The organism is Pseudomonas sp. HMSC076A11 (assembly GCF_001810205.1).
Lineage (GTDB): Bacteria > Pseudomonadota > Gammaproteobacteria > Pseudomonadales > Pseudomonadaceae > Pseudomonas > Pseudomonas aeruginosa.
This window is the reverse complement of the sequence record NZ_KV800319.1, coordinates 446815-465857: the sequence shown is the minus strand read 5'-3', so window position 1 is coordinate 465857 and position 19043 is coordinate 446815. Positions and strand designations below refer to the sequence as shown.

16 protein-coding genes are annotated in these 19043 nt (G+C 64.5%); all 16 read right to left on the bottom strand.

What is annotated here, in order from left to right:
- Positions 1–57: 57 nt before the first annotated feature.
- Positions 58–3579 (bottom strand): DNA polymerase III subunit alpha, encoded by a 3522-nt coding sequence (gene dnaE, locus HMPREF2716_RS26560; RefSeq protein ID WP_003453637.1) that lies wholly within the window; start codon positions 3577–3579, stop codon positions 58–60.
- A gap of 129 nt (positions 3580–3708) precedes the next feature.
- On the bottom strand, positions 3709–5124 hold the full coding sequence (locus tag HMPREF2716_RS26555) for an alanine/glycine:cation symporter family protein (protein WP_003092370.1): 1416 nt from the start codon (positions 5122–5124) through the stop codon (positions 3709–3711).
- 216 nt (positions 5125–5340) lie between these two features.
- A complete protein-coding gene (rnhB, locus tag HMPREF2716_RS26550) occupies positions 5341–5946 on the bottom strand; it encodes a ribonuclease HII (protein WP_003098580.1) in 606 nt (201 codons plus the stop codon).
- Entirely contained in the window at positions 5946–7082 is a 1137-nt protein-coding gene (gene lpxB, locus HMPREF2716_RS26545) for a lipid-A-disaccharide synthase (RefSeq protein ID WP_009876918.1), read from the bottom strand. The genes rnhB and lpxB overlap by 1 nt, the downstream gene beginning before the upstream one ends.
- A gap of 3 nt (positions 7083–7085) precedes the next feature.
- The gene (lpxA, locus tag HMPREF2716_RS26540) at positions 7086–7862 is read right to left on the bottom strand and encodes an acyl-ACP--UDP-N-acetylglucosamine O-acyltransferase (protein WP_003092373.1); all 777 of its coding nucleotides are present in this window, start codon (positions 7860–7862) and stop codon (positions 7086–7088) included.
- On the bottom strand, positions 7859–8299 hold the full coding sequence (fabZ, locus tag HMPREF2716_RS26535; protein ID WP_003092375.1) for a 3-hydroxyacyl-ACP dehydratase FabZ: 441 nt from the start codon (positions 8297–8299) through the stop codon (positions 7859–7861). The genes lpxA and fabZ overlap by 4 nt, the downstream gene beginning before the upstream one ends.
- Positions 8300–8344: 45 nt before the next feature.
- Positions 8345–9406, bottom strand: coding sequence for a UDP-3-O-(3-hydroxymyristoyl)glucosamine N-acyltransferase (lpxD, locus tag HMPREF2716_RS26530; protein WP_003098585.1), 1062 nt, complete (start codon positions 9404–9406; stop codon positions 8345–8347).
- The gene (locus HMPREF2716_RS26525; protein ID WP_070622055.1) at positions 9406–9912 is read right to left on the bottom strand and encodes an OmpH/Skp family outer membrane protein; all 507 of its coding nucleotides are present in this window, start codon (positions 9910–9912) and stop codon (positions 9406–9408) included. Before HMPREF2716_RS26525 ends, lpxD begins: the two co-directional genes overlap by 1 nt.
- 50 nt (positions 9913–9962) lie before the next feature.
- Entirely contained in the window at positions 9963–12347 is a 2385-nt protein-coding gene (gene bamA / locus HMPREF2716_RS26520) for an outer membrane protein assembly factor BamA (RefSeq protein WP_003098590.1), read from the bottom strand.
- Between the two features lie 70 nt (positions 12348–12417).
- Complete coding sequence (rseP, locus tag HMPREF2716_RS26515) at positions 12418–13770, bottom strand: sigma E protease regulator RseP (protein ID WP_016253077.1); 1353 nt, start codon at positions 13768–13770, stop codon at positions 12418–12420.
- 25 nt (positions 13771–13795) lie between these two features.
- Positions 13796–14986 carry a 1-deoxy-D-xylulose-5-phosphate reductoisomerase gene (gene ispC / locus HMPREF2716_RS26510; protein ID WP_003113864.1) on the bottom strand — a complete coding sequence of 397 codons (1191 nt, stop codon included), beginning with the start codon at positions 14984–14986 and terminating at the stop codon, positions 13796–13798.
- Positions 14983–15798 carry a phosphatidate cytidylyltransferase gene (gene cdsA, locus HMPREF2716_RS26505; protein ID WP_023099294.1) on the bottom strand — a complete coding sequence of 272 codons (816 nt, stop codon included), beginning with the start codon at positions 15796–15798 and terminating at the stop codon, positions 14983–14985. Before cdsA ends, ispC begins: the two co-directional genes overlap by 4 nt.
- Entirely contained in the window at positions 15792–16547 is a 756-nt protein-coding gene (uppS, locus tag HMPREF2716_RS26500) for a polyprenyl diphosphate synthase (RefSeq protein WP_003129937.1), read from the bottom strand. The genes cdsA and uppS overlap by 7 nt, the downstream gene beginning before the upstream one ends.
- A gap of 15 nt (positions 16548–16562) precedes the next feature.
- Positions 16563–17120 carry a ribosome recycling factor gene (gene frr / locus HMPREF2716_RS26495; RefSeq protein ID WP_003092390.1) on the bottom strand — a complete coding sequence of 186 codons (558 nt, stop codon included), beginning with the start codon at positions 17118–17120 and terminating at the stop codon, positions 16563–16565.
- Positions 17121–17122: 2 nt separating this feature from the next.
- On the bottom strand, positions 17123–17860 hold the full coding sequence (gene pyrH / locus HMPREF2716_RS26490; RefSeq protein WP_003092391.1) for a UMP kinase: 738 nt from the start codon (positions 17858–17860) through the stop codon (positions 17123–17125).
- A 198-nt stretch (positions 17861–18058) separates the two neighbouring features.
- On the bottom strand, positions 18059–18928 hold the full coding sequence (gene tsf / locus HMPREF2716_RS26485; RefSeq protein WP_003092393.1) for a translation elongation factor Ts: 870 nt from the start codon (positions 18926–18928) through the stop codon (positions 18059–18061).
- Positions 18929–19043 lie beyond the last annotated feature (115 nt).

Below are 19043 nucleotides of genomic sequence, written 5' to 3'. Positions count from 1 at the left end.
GCGATCCGCGTTTTCCCGCCGCAGAGCGCGGAACAACGGCGTTATCGCCCATCGCGATTAACGATAATTGAGGAAGACGTTGTCGCGCCCGAACTGGTCACGCAATGCCTGGATCAGATCGTCCGCCGGATCCACCCGCCAGCTCTCGCCGAACTGCAGCAGGGCCTTGGCGTCGGCGCTGGTGTAGTCCAGGGTGATCGGGCAGGAACCGCGATGGCGGTTGAACAGCTCGCCCAGCCAGCGCAGGCGATCGCCCTTCAACAGGTCGGCGTGCAGCTTCATCCGCAGGCTCTCCGCCAGGCCGGTACGCGCCTCCTCCAGGCTCATCACGCGCTTGGCGCGCAGGCGCAGTCCGCCGGAGAAGTCGTCCTGGCTGACCTCGCCCTCGACCACCACCAGCGCGTCGGTCTGCAGCAGCGACTGGGCCGCGGCGAAGGCTTCGGAGAACAGCGAGGCCTCGATCCGTCCGGAGCGGTCGTCGAGGGTGACGAAGCCCATCTTGTCGCCCTTCTTGTTCTTCATCACCCGCAGGTTGACGATCAGCCCGGCCACCGTCTGGGTATCGCGCGCCGGCTTCAGCTCGACGATGCGCTGGCGGGCGAAGCGCCGCACCTCGCCTTCGTACTCGTCGATCGGATGGCCGGTCAGGTACAGGCCGAGGGTGTCCTTCTCGCCCTTCAGGCGTTCCTTGAGGGTCAGCTCCTTGACCTTGCGGTGGTTGGCGTAGACATCCGCCTCCGGCTCGGCGAAGACTCCGCCGAACAGGTCCATGTGCCCGCTGTCGTGGCTGCGCGCGGTCTGCTCGGCGGCCTGGATCGCTTCCTCCATCGCCGCCAGCAGCACGGCGCGGTTGAGGTCGACGGTAGCCTGGTAGGCCTTTAGCTCGTCGTGGTAGTGCGGCCCCAGGCGATCCAGCGCACCGGCGCGGATCAGCGCTTCCAGGGTGCGCTTGTTGATGCGTTTCAGGTCGACGCGGTCGCAGAAGTCGAACAGGGTGTTGAACGGCCCGCCTTCGGCGCGGCATTCGGTGATCGCCTCCACCGGCCCCTCGCCGACGCCCTTGATCGCGCCCAGGCCATAGACGATCCGGCCATCGTCGTCGACGGTGAAGCGGAACTCGGAGTTGTTCACGTCCGGCGCCACGATGCGCAGCTTCATGTGCCGGCATTCTTCGATCAGCGTCACCACCTTGTCGGTGTTCTGCATATCCGCGGTGAGTACCGCGGCCATGAACGGCGCCGGGAAGTGGGTCTTCAGCCAGGCGGTCTGGTAGGAGACCAGGCCGTAGGCTGCCGAGTGCGACTTGTTGAAGCCGTAGCCGGCGAATTTTTCCACCAGGTCGAAGATGTTGCCCGCGAGGTCGGCATCGATGCCGTTGTTCTTGCAACCCTCGATGAAACCGCCGCGCTGCTTGGCCATTTCCTCGGGCTTCTTCTTGCCCATCGCCCGGCGCAGCATGTCCGCGCCACCGAGGGTATAGCCGGCCATGACCTGGGCGATCTGCATCACCTGTTCCTGGTACAGGATGATGCCGTAGGTGGGCTTGAGCACCGGCTCCAGGCCGGCGTACTGGTAATCGGGGTGCGGATAGGACAGCTCGGCGCGACCGTGCTTGCGGTTGATGAAGTCGTCCACCATGCCCGACTGCAGAGGACCCGGGCGGAACAGCGCCACCAGTGCGATGAGGTCTTCCAGGCAGTCCGGCTTGAGCTTCTTGATCAGCTCCTTCATGCCGCGCGATTCGAGCTGGAACACCGCAGTGGTCTCGGCCTTCTGCAGCAGCGAATAGGTCGGCTTGTCGTCCAGCGGGATGAAGTCGATGTTCACCGGCTCCAGGCCCTTCTTGGCCTGCTCGCGGTTGATGATCTCCATCGCCCACTTGATGATGGTCAGGGTCCGCAGGCCGAGGAAGTCGAACTTCACCAGGCCGGCCGCCTCCACGTCGTCCTTGTCGAACTGGGTCACCAGGCCGCCGCCTTCCTCGTCGCAGGCGATCGGCGAGAAGTCGGTCAGCTTGGTCGGCGCGATCACCACGCCACCGGCGTGCTTGCCGGTACCGCGGGTGATGCCTTCCAGCTTGAGGGCCATCTCCCAGATCTCGGCGGCTTCCTCGTCGCTCTTGAGGAAGTCGCGGAGCATTTCTTCCTGCTCGTAGGCCTTATCCAGGGTCATGCCGACTTCGAACGGGATCATCTTCGACAGCCGGTCGGCGAGACCGTAGGACTTGCCCTGGACCCGAGCCACGTCGCGTACCACCGCCTTCGCCGCCATGGTGCCGAAGGTGATGATCTGGCTCACCGCGTTGCGCCCGTAGGCGTCGGCCACGTAGTCGATCACCCGGTCGCGGCCCTCCATGCAGAAGTCGACGTCGAAGTCGGGCATGGAGATCCGTTCCGGGTTGAGGAAACGTTCGAACAGCAGGTCGTAGGCCAGCGGATCGAGGTCGGTGATCTTCAGCACGTAGGCCACCAGCGAGCCGGCGCCCGAGCCCCGCCCGGGGCCTACCGGCACGCCGTTGTTCTTCGCCCACTTGATGAAGTCCATCACGATGAGGAAGTAACCGGGGAAACCCATCTGGATGATGATATCGAGTTCGAAGTTCAGACGGTCGACATAGACCTGGCGCTTGGCCTCGTAGTCCGGGGTATCCTTCGGCAACAGCACCTCCAGGCGCTCCTCGAGACCTTCGAAGGAGGCGTGCCGCAGGTAGTCGTCGATGCCCATGCCATTGGGCGTGGGGAAGTCCGGCAGGAAGTACTTGCCCAGCTGCACCTCGATGTTGCAGCGCTTGGCGATCTCGACGGTGTTTTCCAACGCTTCCGGCAGGTCGCTGAACAGCTCGGCCATTTCCGCCGGCGACTTCAGGTATTGCTGGTCCGAATAGGTACGCGGCCGCCGCGGATCGTCGAGGGTCCGCCCCTCGCCGATGCAGACGCGGGTCTCGTGGGCCTCGAAGTCGTCCTGCTTGATGAAGCGCACGTCGTTGGTCGCCACCAGCGGCGCGTTGCAGCGTGACGCCAGAGCCACCGCCGCGTGGAGGTGCTCCTCGTCGTTGACCCGGCTGGTACGTTGCACTTCGACGTAGAAGCGCTCGGGGAACACCTCCATCCACTCGCGCAACAGCGCCTCGGCCTTGGCCTCCTCGCCGTCGAGCAGCGCGTGGCCGATCTCGCCTTCCTTGGCCGCGGACAGCGCGATCAGGCCTTCCGCCGCCTCCTTGACCCAGTCGCGCTCGATGATGATCTCGCCATTGCGCTGGCCTTCGCTCCAGCCGCGGGAAATCAGCTCGGTGAGGTTGCGATAGCCCTTCGCGTTCATCGCCAGCAGGCTCAGGCGGCTGAGCGGGCCATCTTCCTCGCGGCTGGCGAGCCAGATGTCGGCCCCGCAGATCGGCTTGATGCCGGCGCCCATGGCGGTCTTGTAGAACTTCACCAGCGAGCACATGTTGCTCTGGTCGGTGACCGCCACCGCCGGCATGCCCAGCCCTGCCACTGCCTTGGCCAGGGGCTTGACCCGGACCAGGCCGTCGACCAGGGAGAATTCGGTATGCAGACGCAGGTGAACGAAGGATACGGTCATGAAGGCCCCGGAGCAGAAATAACGCAAAAACGACAAGGCCCGGATTGTACCGGGCCCGGTGGCAAAGCTACAGGTTCAAGAGCGGACGATGCGCCTCGGCTGCGCCGAGAAACGTCGCCCGCCCCGCGCTCAGGCGCGGCGGTCGTCCCAGATGCCCGGTTCGAGCTTCTGCTGGACTTCAGGGAACTGGCTGGCGTCGAAGGTCGGCAGCTTGCCGGCCTTGCGCTGGGCGTTGTAGTCCTTGGCCAGCTTGATCGCGAGGTTGGACAGCAGCAGGATGGCGATCAGGTTGGTGATCGCCATCAGGCCCATCGACACGTCGGCAAGGTTCCAGACGAACGGCAGCGAAGCCAGCGCGCCGAACATCACCATCGCCAGCACGATCAGGCGGAAGATCAACAGGCCCGCCAGGTGGTTGTGCTCGAGGAATACCAGGCAGTTCTCGGCATAGAAGTAGTTGGCGACGATCGAGGTGAAGGCGAAGAACAGGATGATCACCGCCAGGAAATAGCGGCCCCAATCGCCGACCTGGCTGGTCAGGGCATTCTGCACCAGCATGATGCCCTCGCCTTCCTGCGGTCCGGCCAGCAGGATGATGGCGGCGGAAGCGGTACAGATCAGCAGGGTATCGATGAACACGCCGGCCATCTGCACGTAGCCCTGGGACGCCGGGTGCGGCGGATAGGGCGTGGCCGAGGCGGCGGCGTTGGGCGCCGAGCCCATGCCTGCTTCGTTGGAGAACAGGCCGCGCTTGAAGCCGTTGAGGATCGCCGCGCCGATGCCGCCGGCGGCGGCCTCGTGCCAGCCGAAGGCACTCTTCACCACCATCGCCAGGACGCCCGGCAGTTCGCTGAGGTTGAACAGGATGATGCCCACCGCCAGCAGCAGGTAGGCCACCGCCATGAAGGGTACCGCCAGTTCGGAGAAGCGCGCGATGGAACGCAGGCCGCCGAAGATGATCAACGCGGTGAGGATCACCACGGCGATGCCGCTGATCCAGGTCGGCACGCCGAAGGCGCCCTGCATGGCACCGGTGATGGTATTGGCCTGCACCGAGTTGAAGACGAAACCGAAGGCGATGATCAGGAAGATCGAGAACAGGATGCCCATCCAGCGCGCGCCCAGGCCCTTCTCCATGTAGTAGGCCGGGCCGCCACGGAACTGGCCCTTGTCGTCGCGAATCTTGAACAACTGGGCCAGGGTCGCCTCGACGAAGCCGGTCGCCATCCCCACCAGGGCGATCGCCCACATCCAGAACACCGCGCCGGGACCGCCGAGCGTGATCGCTACCGCCACGCCGGCGACGTTGCCGGTACCGACCCGCGCCGCCAGAGAGGTGCAGAGCGCCTGGAACGAGGAGATTCCCGAGTCGTCCGACTGGCGGCTGCCCTTGAGCACGCTGAAGGTATGACCGAAGTGGCGGAACTGGATCAGCCCCAGGCGCACGGTGAAGTACAGGCCGCAACCGACCAGCAGCCAGATGAGGATCTTGCCCCAGATAAGGCCGTTGAGCAGGTCGACGACCTGAGTGGCGAATTCTTGCATGGATAACTCCCCTGTTCCGCTTGTGGCGGATTGTTGTCAGCCGACCTCCCGGGTAGAAGGCCGCGTGTTTCGGACACACACGGAATGACGTGCGAGCCGAAGGAAATTTCGCTGTGAATGGCACTTGGCAGGAAGGGGCAGGACTTTCCGCTATTGACGTCGCTCGCCGCTTGTCACCAGGCGACAGATACGGTCAGTCACGCGACATCCGTTCAATTATTGAACAGAGACGTCCAGCAATTCGCGAACCGGCGCAAACGAGCGTCGATGGATCGGCGTCGGGCCGAGGCGGGAAAGCGCCTCGAGATGGACCGCGGTCGGATATCCCTTGTGCCCGGCCATGCCATAGCCCGGATAGACCCGGTCCAGCTCGACCATTTCCCGGTCGCGACTGACCTTGGCCAGGATCGACGCCGCAGCGATCGCCGGCACCTGGCTGTCGCCCTTGACCACCGGCGCGCAGGGCACCGCCAGTTTCGGACAACGATTGCCGTCGATCAGGGCCAGCCGCGGAGTCACGCTGAGGCCTTCGACCGCGCGCTGCATGGCGAGCATGGTGGCATGCAGAATGTTCAGCCGGTCGATCTCCTCGACCTCGGCGCGGGCGATGCACCAGGCCAGGGCCTTCTCGCGGATCTCTTCGAACAGCGCCTCGCGGCGGGCTTCGCTGAGCTTCTTCGAGTCGTTCAGGCCGAGGATCGGGCGGCTCGGGTCGAGAATCACCGCGGCGGTGACCACCGGGCCGCACAACGGACCGCGACCGACCTCGTCGACGCCCGCGACCAGATCCTCCACCAGATTGAAATCCAGACCCAGTTGCATCAGCGGCGCTCCACCAGTTGCAGGACGGCTTCCGCCGCCTGTGCGGAGGCATCCTGGCGCAAGGCCCGATGGATGGCATCGAAGAATTCCACCTGCTGTGAGCCGTCGTCCAGCAGCGGCAAGAGGGTTGCGGCCAGCGCTTGCGGAGTCGCGGCGTCCTGGATCAGCTCCGGCACCAACAGGCGTCCGGCCAACAGGTTCGGCAGGGAGATGTACGGGCTTTTCACCAGGCGCTTGAGAATCCGATACGTCAACCCGGCGACCCGATAAGCCACCACCATCGGCCGCTTGTAGAGCAGCGCCTCGAGAGTCGCGGTGCCGGAGGCGATCAGCACCGCATCGCAGGCGGCAAGCGCTTCATGGGACGCACCGTCGAGCAGCGTCAGCGGCAGAGGCTCGCGGCCCTGGAGCATCTGCTCGATCTGTTCGCGCCGTGCAGCGCTGGCGCAGGGCAGCACGAAACGCAAGCCCGGCCGTTCGACGAGCAGACGCTGGGCGGTGTCGAGGAACAAGGCGCCGAGCTTGCCGACCTCGCCGCCGCGACTGCCCGGCATCAGCGCCAGCACCTGTCCGTCCGCCGGCAATCCGAGCCGCGCGCGGGCCGCAGCGCGATCCGCCTGCAGGGGAATGGTGTTGGCCAGGGGGTGGCCGACGAAACGCACAGGCACCCCATGCTCTTCGTAGAAACGTGCTTCGAAGGGGAACAATGCCAGCATCAGGTCGCAGGCTTCGCGAATCTTCAGCACCCGCTTCTGCCGCCAGGCCCATACCGAAGGGCTGACGTAATGCACGGTGCGCAGGCCAGCCTGGCGCAGCTTGTGTTCGACGCCGAGGGTGAAGTCGGGAGCATCGATGCCGATCATCACATCCGGCCGGGCCTCGATGAGCGTGCGGATCAGGCGCTTGCGCCGTCGCAACAACTCCGGCAGCCTGCCCAGCACTTCGACCAGGCCCATCACCGACAGGCGCTCCATGGGGAAATAGCTGGACAGCCCTTCGGCCTCCATGCGCGGCCCACCGACGCCGATGAACTCGATATCCGGGTGCCGCGCCCGCAGCGCCTGCATCAGTCCGGACCCGAGGATGTCGCCGGAGGCCTCGCCGGCGACCAGGGCTACGCGTAATCCGTCAGCCATGGCTCAGCGGGTGATGCCGCGGGTTGCGCTCTGGATGGAATCACGGAACACCGCGACCTCGGGGAACTGGGCAGCGCTTTCGGCCAGCTCGGCCAGGGCTTCCTCGACGGTATGTCCCTGGCGATAGACCACCTTGTAGGCACGCCGCAGGGCATGGATGGCCTCGCTGCTGAAGCCGCGCCGACGCATGCCTTCGAAGTTCATACTGCGGGCTTCGGCCGGGTTGCCGAAGACCGTCACGTAGGCCGGGACGTCCTTGCCGATGGCGCTGCCCATGCCGGAAAAGCTGTGCGCGCCGATCCGGCAGTACTGGTGCACCAGGGTGTAGCCGGACAGGATCGCCCAGTCGTCCACGTGGACATGCCCGGCCAGCGCCGTGTTGTTCACCAGGATGCAATGGTTGCCGATCACGCTGTCATGGCCGATGTGCGCATAGGCCATGATCAGGTTGTGGTCGCCAATGGTGGTTTCCGCGCGATCCTGGACGGTTCCGCGATGGATGGTCACGCCTTCGCGGATCACGTTGTGGTCACCGATCACCAGGCGCGTCGGCTCGCCCTTGTATTTCAGGTCGGGAGTATCCTCGCCGACGCTGGAAAACTGGTAGATGCGGTTGTGCTTGCCGATCTTCGTGGGGCCCTTGAGCACCACGTGCGGACCGATCACCGTCCCTTCACCGATCTCCACTTCCGCCCCGACGATGGACCACGGGCCCACCTGGACGTCAGCCGCCAGCCTGGCGCTCGGATCGATGATGGCGCGAGGATCGATCAAACTCATAGTTTGCGTTCCGCACAGATGATTTCAGCCGAGCATACCGGCTTGTCGTCGACGGTAGCGTGGCAGTCGAATTTCCAGATGCTGCGCTTCACGCTGATGAACTTGGCGTGCAGTTGCAGTTGGTCGCCCGGCAGGACCGGCTGGCGGAAGCGCAGCTTGTCCGAACCGACGAAGTAGTAAAGGGTGCCGTCGGCGGGCTTCACGTCGAGCATCTTGAAACCGAGGATACCGGCCGCCTGGGCCATCGCCTCGATGATCAGCACGCCCGGCATGATCGGGTGCTCGGGGAAATGTCCGTTGAAGAACGGCTCATTGATACTGACATTCTTGTAGGCGCGAATGCGCTTGCCCTCGATGTCCAGCTCTACCACCCGATCCACCAGCAGGAAAGGATAGCGATGAGGCAGGTATTCGCGAATCTCGTTGATGTCCATCATGTTAGGGGGAGCCTGTTCAGAAAAGGGTGACGCAAAAAACGTCAATTACGCATCAGATGAAGCGTCACCGCTTGAGGTCACGGCAGCCAGGCGTTTTTCCAGCTGCTGAAGTCGACGCGCCATGTCGTCCAGTTGACGAATGCGCGCGGCGCTTTTTTTCCATTCGGCCGCCGGTTGCATGGCGGTACCGGAGGAATACGATCCCGGCTCGGTGATCGAGCGGGTCACCATGGTCATGCCGGTCACGAAAACGTTGTCGCAGATCTCGATATGGCCGACCAGGCCAACGCCGCCGGCGAGCATGCAATGCCTGCCGATCTTGGCGCTGCCGGAAATGCCGACGCAAGCGGCCATGGCGGTATGATCGCCGATCTGCACGTTGTGCGCGATCATGATCTGGTTGTCCAGCTTCACACCGTTGCCGATCAGCGTATCGGACAGTGCTCCACGGTCGATGGTGGTGTTCGCGCCGATCTCGACGTCGTCACCGATGGTCACCCCGCCGATCTGGGCGATCTTCTGCCAGACGCCCTTCTCGTTGGCGAAACCGAAACCTTCGCCGCCGATCACCGCGCCCGACTGGATACTCACCCGCGCGCCGATGGTGACGTCGTGGTAGAGCGTGACCCGCGGCGCCAGCCAGCCGCCTTCGCCGATCACGCTACGGGCTCCGATCACGCAGTGCGCGCCGATGCTGACGCCAGCGCCGATGCGGGCGCCACTCTCGATCACCGCATAGGCGCCGACGCTGGCGCTCGGATCGACCTCGGCGTCCGCCGCGACGATAGCGGTGGGATGGATACCGGCGGCCGCCTTCGGTTTGCGATCGAACAGGTGCGACAGGCTGGCATAGGCCAGGTAGGGGTTGGCCACCACCAGCGCGGTACCGGCGAACCCGTCGGCGTCGGCAGCCGTCAGCAGGACGGCGCCGGCACGGCTTTCGGGCAGGTACTTGCGATACTGCGGGTTGGCCAGGAAGCTCAGCTGAGCCGGTCCGGCCTCCTGCAAGGTCGCCAGGCCCTGGATCGGCAGGTCCGCGTCGCCACGGACTTCCGCGCCGACATGCGCAGCCAGCTGGCCCAGGGTGTAGGACAAGGTACTCATCATCAACGCAGCTGGTTCATCCGCTCGATCACCTGGCGGGTGATGTCGTATTGCGGCTTGACGTCGACCACGGCGCCACGTTCGATGACCATGTCGTAACCACCTTTCTTGATGGTCTCCTCGACGGCCTGGTCCAGCTTCGGCTTGAGTTTCTTCAGCATGTCGCGGTCGGCGGCGGCCTTCGACTCGTTCAATTCCTTGGACTGGAACTGGAAGTCACGGGCCTTCTGCTTGAAGTCCAGCTCGGCCTTCTCGCGATCGCCCCGGGACATCTTGCTGCCGTTGGAAACCAGCTTGTCCTGCAGCGCCTTGGCGTCGCGCTCGAGGTTCTTCAGCTTGTTCAGCTGGGGGCCGAACTTCTTCTCGGCATCCACGGCGTATTGCTTGGCGGCATCGGACTCGAGCAGCGCCATCTGGTAGTTGAGCACCGCGATCTTCATTTCAGCGAACGCCGAAGGAGCCGCCATGATGGCTGCGGTGATCAGGACGAACTGGGTGAACTTACGCACGATGCACTCCTGCACAAAGCATGGTTTCGTTACTCGGTACTACGTACAAATCAGAAGGTCTGGCCCAGGGAGAACTGGAAGACCTGGGTTTCCGCGTTGTCCGGCTTCTTGATCGGCGTCGCCAGGCTGAAGCTCAGCGGGCCCAGCGCGGTGATCCAGGTCAGGCCGACGCCCACGGAACTGGCGAGGTTGTCGGTCTTGATGCCGTCGCAGTTGGTGGTGGTCTTGGTCGGGCAGTCGGTATCGAAGGTGCTACCCACGTCCCAGAACAGCACGGTACGCAACTGGCGCTGGTCCTTGACGAACGGCAGCGGGAACAGCAGCTCAGCGCCGCCGGTGATCAGGATGTTACCACCGAAGGCTTCGGGATCCTGGTCCGGGTCGGTGTAGCGACCACGCTCATCAGGCCCAGGAATGATCTTCCCATCCTTGTAAGCCCTAGAGGGGGTACTACGAGGCCCCAGCGTGCTGTCCTTGAAGCCCCGCACCGAGTTGAAGCCGCCGGCGTAGTAGTTCTCGTAGAACGGCAGGCGCTCGGTGGATCCGTAGCCATCGCCATAGCCCAGCTCGGTGTGGAAGCGCATGGTGTAGTTGTCGGTCAGCGGGGCGAAGACCTGCCCGCGGTAGTCGATCTTGTAGAACGACAGGTCGCTGCCCGGCAGGGTGGTTTCCAGGGTCAGGCTCTGCGAGTGACCACGGGTGGCCAGCACGCCCTTGTTCAGGGTCGATTCGGACCAGCCGATGGAAGCCTTGAAGTTGGTGAAGTTGTCGCCTTCCTTGTCGAGGAAGTCGTAGATCTCGTCCACGGTGTAGCGGCCGGTGTCGATCTGGTCGCGCTGCACGCTCAGGCCATAGGTCAGGCGCGAGGTCTCACTGATCGGGTAGCCGATGCTCATGCCGGCGCCCAGGCTGTTCACCGAGTAGCTGGCGACGTCGACGTCGAGTTCGTCGTAGTCGGTCTTCCGGTAGAAGGCGTTGTAGCCAAGGCTGACGCCGTCGACGGTCCAGTAGGGGTCGACGAAGCCGAAGTTGTAGCGGGTCTGGTATTCGCTGCGGGTCAGGCCGATGCTGACCTTGTTGCCGGTACCCAGGAAGTTGTTCTGGCTGATCGAGCCACCGAGGATCAGGCCGGCGCTCTGGGCGAAGCCGACGCTGGCGGTGATCGAGCCGGACGGTTGCTCTTCGACGCTGTAGTTGACGTCGACCTGGTCGTCGGTGCCGGGAACCGCCGGGGTCTCGACGTTGACTTCCTTGAAGTAGCCGAGGCGCTCCAGACGGGCCTTGGACTGGTCGATCAGGTAGGTGGAGGCCCAGCCGCCTTCCATCTGGCGCATTTCGCGGCGCAGCACTTCGTCTTCGGTCTTGGTGTTGCCGCGGAAGTTGATGCGGTTGACGTAGGCGCGCTTGCCCGGGTCGACGACGAAGGTCACCGAGACGGTCTTGTCGTCGTCATGGGCTTCCGGCACGCCGTTGACGTTGGCGAAGGTGTAGCCCTCGTTGCCCAGGCGACGGGTGATCAGGTCGGAGGTGGTGGTCATCACCTTGCGCGAGAACACCTGGCCCTTCTGTACCAGCAGCAGGCGCTTCACTTCCTCTTCCGGCACCTTCAGGTCGCCGGTCAGCTTCACGTCGCGGATGGTGTACTTCTCACCCTCGTTGATGTTGACGGTGATGTAGACGTGCTTCTTGTCCGGGGTGATGGATACCTGGGTGGAGGCGATATCCATGTTGATGTAGCCGCGGTCCAGGTAATAGGAGCGCAGGCGCTCGAGGTCGCCGGAGAGCTTTTCGCGGGCGTACTTGTCGTCGTTCTTGAAGAACGACAGCCAGTTGGTGGTCTTCAGTTCGAACAGGTCGGTCAGGTCTTCTTCGGAGAAGACGGTGTTGCCCACCACGTTGATGTGGGAAATCGCGGCGACCGTGCCTTCGTTGATGTTGATCTTCAGCGCGACGCGGTTGCGCGGCTGCGGGATCACTTCCGCGTTGATCTCGGCCGAGTAGCGGCCCTGGGCCACGTACTGGCGTTGCAGCTCGTTGCGCACGCCTTCGAGGGTGGCGCGCTGGAAGATCTCGCCCTCGGCCAGGCCGGACTGTTTCAGGCCCTTGAGCAGGTCTTCCTTGGAAATCGCCTTGTTGCCCTCGATCTCGATGCTGGAGATCGACGGGCGCTCGACTACAGTGACTACCAGCACGTTGCCATCACGGCCGAGCTGGATATCCTGGAAGAAGCCGGTCTTGAACAGGGAGCGGGTGGCCTGGACCAGGGCCTGGTCGTCGATGGTCTCGCCGACGTTCAGCGGCAGGGCGGCGAACACGCTACCGGCGGACACGCGCTGCAGGCCATTGACCCGGATATCGGAAACAGTGAAGGACTCGGCGTGAACCTCGGCGATCATCAGCGCTGACAGCAGCGCGGGTAGCAGAAAGCGTTTCATGGAGTCCTTTTTTTCCAACTGACAAATAGAGAATCTGCCGCAAAGGGCGGCAGATTCGAATTCAACATGACTACAGACGACTCAGATCGTTGACCAGAGCGAGCAACATCACGCCAACGACCAGACTGATGCCGATCTGCATCCCCCAAGCCTGTACCCGTTCGGATAATGGGCGCCCGCGCACCCACTCAACCAGATAGAACAGCAGATGCCCGCCATCGAGGACAGGGATCGGCAGCAGGTTGAGAACCCCCAAGCTAATGCTCAGATAGGCCAGGAAATTGAGAAAATCCCCCACGCCAGACTGGGCTGAAGCGCCCGCCACTTTAGCAATGGTTATCGGCCCGCTCAAGTTTTTTACCGAGAGCTCGCCGAGCAACATTTTCTTTATGGAGTCGAGCGTTAGCAGGCTCATGGTCCAGGTTCGGGAAAGCGCCTGACCCACCGCCTCCAGCGGTCCGTAGCTCACTTCGCGGAGCATTTCCGCCGGCCATCCGGTACCGGCGACCCCCGCCCCCATGTAGCCGCTCCGGGCCTTGCCCTCGCCGCGCACCGCCAGCTCCAGGGCAACATCCAGCACTTCGCCGTCGCGCAGCACCTTGAGCTGGACGCGCTGCCCGGGACGGGCACGGACGCTGTCCACCACCTGCTGCCAGTCGTCGACGGCGATGCCATCGATGCTCTGCAAGCGGTCGCCGAGCTTCAGCCCGGCGGCCTGCGCCGGCCCCTTGGGGTCGAGTTCGGCCAGCACCGGCGGCAAGGCCGGCCGCCAGGGCCGGATGCCCAGCGAGGCGATGGGATCGGGATTGTCCTCGCCCTTCAGCCAGCCATCCAGACGCACCTGGTGGGTGGAATCGACATTCGAGCCTTTTTCCTGCACCCGCACTTCCAGCGTACCGCTCTCGCCGAGACGGCGAACCAGCTGCAGGTTGACCCCGTTCCAGCCGGTGACGGGCTCGCCATCCACCGCCAGCAGCTCCTGCCCGGCCTCCAGGCCGGCCTGGGCGGCCAGGCTCTCCGGCGCCACGGAACCGATGACCGGGCGTACCTGCTGGCTACCGAGCAGGGCGACGACCCAGAAGAACAGAATCGCCAGTAGGAAATTGGCGATGGGACCAGCCGCGACGATGGCGATCCGCTGACGGACCGTCTTGCGATTGAAGGACTGTTCGAGCAGATGGGCCGGTACTTCCGCCTCGCGCTCGTCGAGCATCTTGACGTAGCCGCCCAGCGGAATGGCCGCCACCACGAACTCGGTGCCGTGCCGGTCGTGCCAGCGCACCAGCGGCGTGCCGAAGCCGACGGAGAAGCGCAGGACCTTCACCCCGCAGCGTCGCGCGACCCAGAAGTGGCCGAATTCGTGGAACGTCACCAGCACACCCAGGGCTACCAGGGTGCCGACGATCATGTAAAGCGCACTCATCTCCTACCTCCAGGCCGTCCGAAGACTAGCCGGCGTGCCGGGTCAACCATTGCCCGGCGACCGAACGCGCGCGGCGATCGGCAGCCAGGACCTGATCGAGCGATTCGACTGCGGTCACCGCCTCGCGGTTCAGCACGTCCTCGATGATAACCGCGATGTCGCTGAAGCGGATGTGCCGCTCGAGAAATGCGGCCACGGCCACCTCGTTCGCGGCATTCAGCATGGCCGGGGCGCTGCCGCCGGTTTCCGCGGCCTGGCTCGCCAGGCGCAGGCAGGGGAAGCGCTGCTCGTCGGGGCGCTGGAAATCCAGGCGACCGACGGCGAACATATCCAGCGGCGAAACGCCGGAATCGATTCGCTCCGGCCAGGCCATGGCATAGGAAATCGGCGTGCGCATGTCCGGATTGCCGAGCTGGGCGATCACCGAACCGTCGACGTAGTCCACCATCGAGTGGATCACGCTCTGCGGGTGGATCACCACCTCGACCTGGCTCGGCTGGGCGTCGAACAGCCAGCACGCTTCGATCAGTTCGAGCCCCTTGTTCATCATGCTGGCGGAATCGACGGAAATCTTCCGCCCCATCGACCAGTTCGGGTGCGCACAAGCCTGCTCCGGCGTCACCGAAGCGAGCTGCTCCAGCGGCGTCTCACGGAACGGGCCGCCGGAGGCGGTCAAGAGGATCCGGCGCACGCCGACCCGCTCCAGGCCATCGGCATAATTGCGCGGCAGCGACTGGAAGATCGCGTTGTGCTCGCTGTCGATCGGCAGGAGCACCGCGCCGCTGCGCTTGACCGCCTGCATGAACAGCGCGCCGGACATCACCAGCGCCTCCTTGTTGGCCAGCAGTACGCGCTTGCCGGCCTCGACGGCCGCCAGGGTCGACGGCAGCCCGGCGGCGCCGACGATGGCCGCCATTACCATGTCCACTTCGGGCGCGCTGGCCACTTCGCACAACGCCTGCTCGCCGAACAGCACCCGGGTGCGGATACCCGCCGCGGCGAGCGAGCCCTGCAAGGCAATCGCCGCGGCCTGCTCCGGCACCACCGCATAGACGGGGCGGTGCCTGAGGCACAGCGCCTCGAGTTCGGCCAGGCGGCTGAAGCCAGTCAGGGCGAAGGCTTCGTAACGATCGGGATGACGCTGGACGACGTCCAGGGTGCTCAGACCGATCGAGCCGGTCGCGCCGAGCACGCTGATCCGCTGCGGTCGACTCATGGCGCACCCCAGCCGGCGGCCCAGAGCAGGGCCGCGAATACCGGGATGGCTGCCGTCAGGCTGTCGATGCGATCCAGCACGCCACCGTGGCCGGGCAGCAGGTTGCTGCTGTCCTTGATTCCGGACTGGCGCTTGAACATGCTTTCGGTGAGGTCGCCAACGATCGAGACGAACACCACCAGCGCCGCGCCGAGCAGGGCCAGGAGCAGCGCGCCGAGGGACCAGTCGCGGTAGAGACCGACCGCCAGGGTGATCGCCAGGCTGGCCGCCAGGCCGCCGTAAACGCCTTCCCAGCTCTTGCCGGGGCTGACCCGCGGCGCCAGCTTGCGCTTGCCGAAGGCCTTGCCGGAGAAGTAGGCGCCGATATCCGCGCCCCAGACCAGCACCATCACGGCGATGATCAGGCCATTGGCCAGCGGCCACTGCTTGAGCAGGACCAGCCCCTGCCAGGCCGGCAACAGGATCAGCAGGCCCATGCCCAGACGGCGCCAGCGTCCGCCCCAGTAGCCGACGCTTTCCGGGTAGGTGAGCACCAGCACGGTGGCCAGCGTCCACCAGACCAACGCCAGCAGCAGCACGGCTCCGGCAAGCTGCGGCAGATGGTAGAGAGCGACCATCAGCACGGCGACCGTCGCCGCGTAGGCAACGCGGCCGAACTGCTGTTCATAGCCGGCCAGGCGTGCCCATTCCCAGGCCCCCAGGCTCACCACCGCGCCGATGAACAGGGCGAAGAACGCCCCTTCGAGAAGGAAAAAACCACCCAGCGCGATGGGCAGGAGCACCAGCGCCGTGATGATCCGTTGTTTCAGCATGACGGACGGGCCTCGGCCTCGACTTGCTCGCTGGTCTTGCCGAAGCGGCGCTGGCGCTTGGAGAAATCCGCCAGGGCAGCCCGCATCGCCGCGTGCTTGAAGTCGGGCCAGAACAGGTCGGAGAAATACAGCTCGGCATAGGCCAGCTGCCAGAGGAGGAAATTGCTGATGCGATGCTCGCCGCCGGTGCGGATGCACAGGTCGGGCAGCGGCTGGTCGCCGGTCACCAGGCAACCCTGGAGCAGCTCGGCGGAGATATCGTCCGCCGCCAGGTGCCCGCCCTGGACCTCGCGCGCCAGGCGCTGTGCGGCCTGGACGATGTCCCACTGGCCGCCGTAGTTGGCGGCGACCTGGAGGAGGAAACGGGTATTGCTGGCAGTGGCGGCTTCCGCTTCGCGCATGGCCGCCTGCAACTCCGGATGGAAACGCGTGCGATCGCCGATGATGCGCAGGCGGATGCCGTTCTCGTCGAGCTTGCGCACCTCGCGGCGCAGGGCCACGAGAAACAGTTCCATCAGCGCGCTGACTTCGTCCGCCGGACGCTGCCAGTTCTCGCTGGAGAACGCGAACAGGGTGAGGACCTCGACCCCTGCCTCGGCGCAGACCTCGATCACCGCCCTGACGGCATCGACACCGGCCTTGTGGCCGGCGACGCCGGGCAGAAGACGCTTCTTCGCCCAGCGATTGTTACCGTCCATGATAATGGCCACGTGGCGTGGCACGCACACATCCTTCCGGGTCTTTTCCATGACGTCAGCCCGGCCTCAGACAGCCATGAGGTCCGCTTCTTTGGCTTCCAGTGCCTTCTCGATCTCACCGATGAACTTGTCGGTCAGCTTCTGCACGTCGTCGCCGGCGCGGCGCTCTTCGTCCTCGCTGATTTCCTTTTCCTTCTGCAGGTCCTTCAACTGGGCCAGCGCATCGCGACGGATGTTGCGCACGGAAACCCGCGCCTGCTCGGCCTCGGCACGCGCCTGCTTGGTGTAGCCCTTGCGGGTCTCCTCGGTCAGGGCCGGCATCGGTACGCGGATGGTGGTGCCGGCGGTGGCCGGGTTGAGCCCCAGGTCGGAGGTCATGATGGCCTTCTCGACCGCCTGGATCATGCTCTTGTCGAACACGGCCAGGGCCAGGGTGCGGGAGTCTTCCACGGTGACGTTGGCGACCTGGCGCAGCGGCGTATCGGCACCGTAATAGGAAACCATCACGCTATCCAGGATGCTCGGATGCGCGCGACCGGTGCGAATCTTCGCGAAGGCATGGCCCAGCGCTTCCAGGGTCTTGCCCATGCGCTCCTGCGCTTCCTTCTTGATCTCGTTGATCATTCTCAACCCTCCTCGATCAGGGTGCCTTCGGCACCACCAACAACAATATTCAGCAATGCGCCCGGCTTGTTCATGTTGAACACCCGCAGCGGCATGTTCTGGTCACGGCACAGGCAGATGGCGGTCAGGTCCATCACGCCGAGCTTGCGGTCGAGCACTTCATCATAGGTCAGGCGCTCGAACTTCTCGGCATTCGGGTCCTTGAACGGGTCGGCAGTGTACACGCCATCGACCTTGGTAGCCTTAAGGACCACGTCGGCGTCGATCTCGATGGCGCGCAGGCAAGCCGCCGAGTCGGTGGTGAAGAACGGGTTGCCGGTACCGGCGGAGAAGATCACCACCTCGCCACCGCCGAGGTGGCGCATGGCCTTGCGGCGGTCGTAGTGGTCGGTCACACCGACCATGGAGATCGCCGACATCACCAGCGCGGGGATGTTCGAGCGCTCCAGCGCATCGCGCATCGCCAGGCCGTTCATCACGGTGGCCAGCATCCCCATGTGGTCGCCGGTCACCCGGTCCATGCCGGCCGCGGACAGGGCCGCGCCGCGGAACAGGTTGCCGCCGCCGATGACCAGGCCGACCTGCACGCCGATCCCGACCAACTGGCCGATTTCCAGCGCCATGCGGTCCAGCACCTTGGGATCGATGCCGAACTCCTCCGAGCCCATCAGGGCTTCGCCGCTCAACTTTAGAAGAATGCGTTTATAGCGAGGTTGACGAGCGCTCAGTTGCTGAGCCATGACCTTTTCTCCTGCGGCGATAAAAATACGTGACGGCCGGGCCGTCGTGGGCGGAGACGACTTTGCGCCTGCGTTGCGTGCGAGCCCGCCGAGCGGGCCGGCAACGCGGAAGCTGCCCCGAACGCTTCCCCATTTGACGAAGAGGCCGCACGCATCAGCGGGCAGCCTCTTCCGGGGCGACAGTCGAAACCGTCTTTGTTACTGCTTGGTGGCGGCTACTTGAGCGGCAACTTCGGCAGCGAAGTCCACTTCGGCCTTCTCGATGCCTTCACCCACTTCGTAACGAACGAAGGAAACGATTTCGGCGCCGGCCTGCTTGGCCAGGTCGCCGACCTTCACTTCCGGGTTCTTCACGAAAGGCTGCTCGACCAGGCTCGCTTCGGCGAGGAACTTGCTGATGCGGCCCTTGACCATGTTCTCGACGATGTTCTCCGGCTTGCCGGCGATCTTGTCGGCGTTCAGCGCCAGGAAGATTTCCTTCTCTTTCGCGATCGCTTCTTCGGAAACTTCCGAAGCGCTCAGGAACTGCGGGTTGCTGGCGGCGACATGCATGGCGATGTCCTTGGCCAGTTCCGGGTTGCCGCCTTTCAGGTTGACCACGACACCGATGCGGTGGCCGTGCAGGTAGGCGCCGACCACGTCGCCCTCGACGCGGGTCAGGCGGCGGATGTTGACGTTCTCGCCGGTCTTGGCGACCAGGGCCAGACGAGCTTCCTCACGTGCTTCGACCAGCGGAGCGGCGTCGGTCAGCTTCTCGTTGAAGGCCTTTTCCAGGCTCTCGGCGACGAAGCCCTTGAAGTCGTCCTGAAGGGCCAGGAAGTCGGTCTGGGAGTTGACTTCGATGATCACGGCGGCCTTGTTGTCGGCAGCGATCTTGACGGCGATCGAGCCTTCGGCGGCAATGTTGCCGGCCTTCTTGGCAGCCTTGATCGCACCGGCAGCGCGCATGTCGTCGATGGCCTTCTCGATGTCGCCGCCAGCGGCGGTCAGCGCCTTCTTGCACTCCATCATGCCCAAGCCGGTACGCTCGCGCAGTTCTTTAACCATGGCTGCAGTAATTTCTGCCATTTCGAAATCCTCTTGAGTGGTAGCTCTCAAAAAACCTTTGTGCCCGGCCTGCCGGACAGAAACTCAAAGGTGGCAAAAAGGGGGCCTAGCCCCCTTCCTGCGCACCGTCGGACGT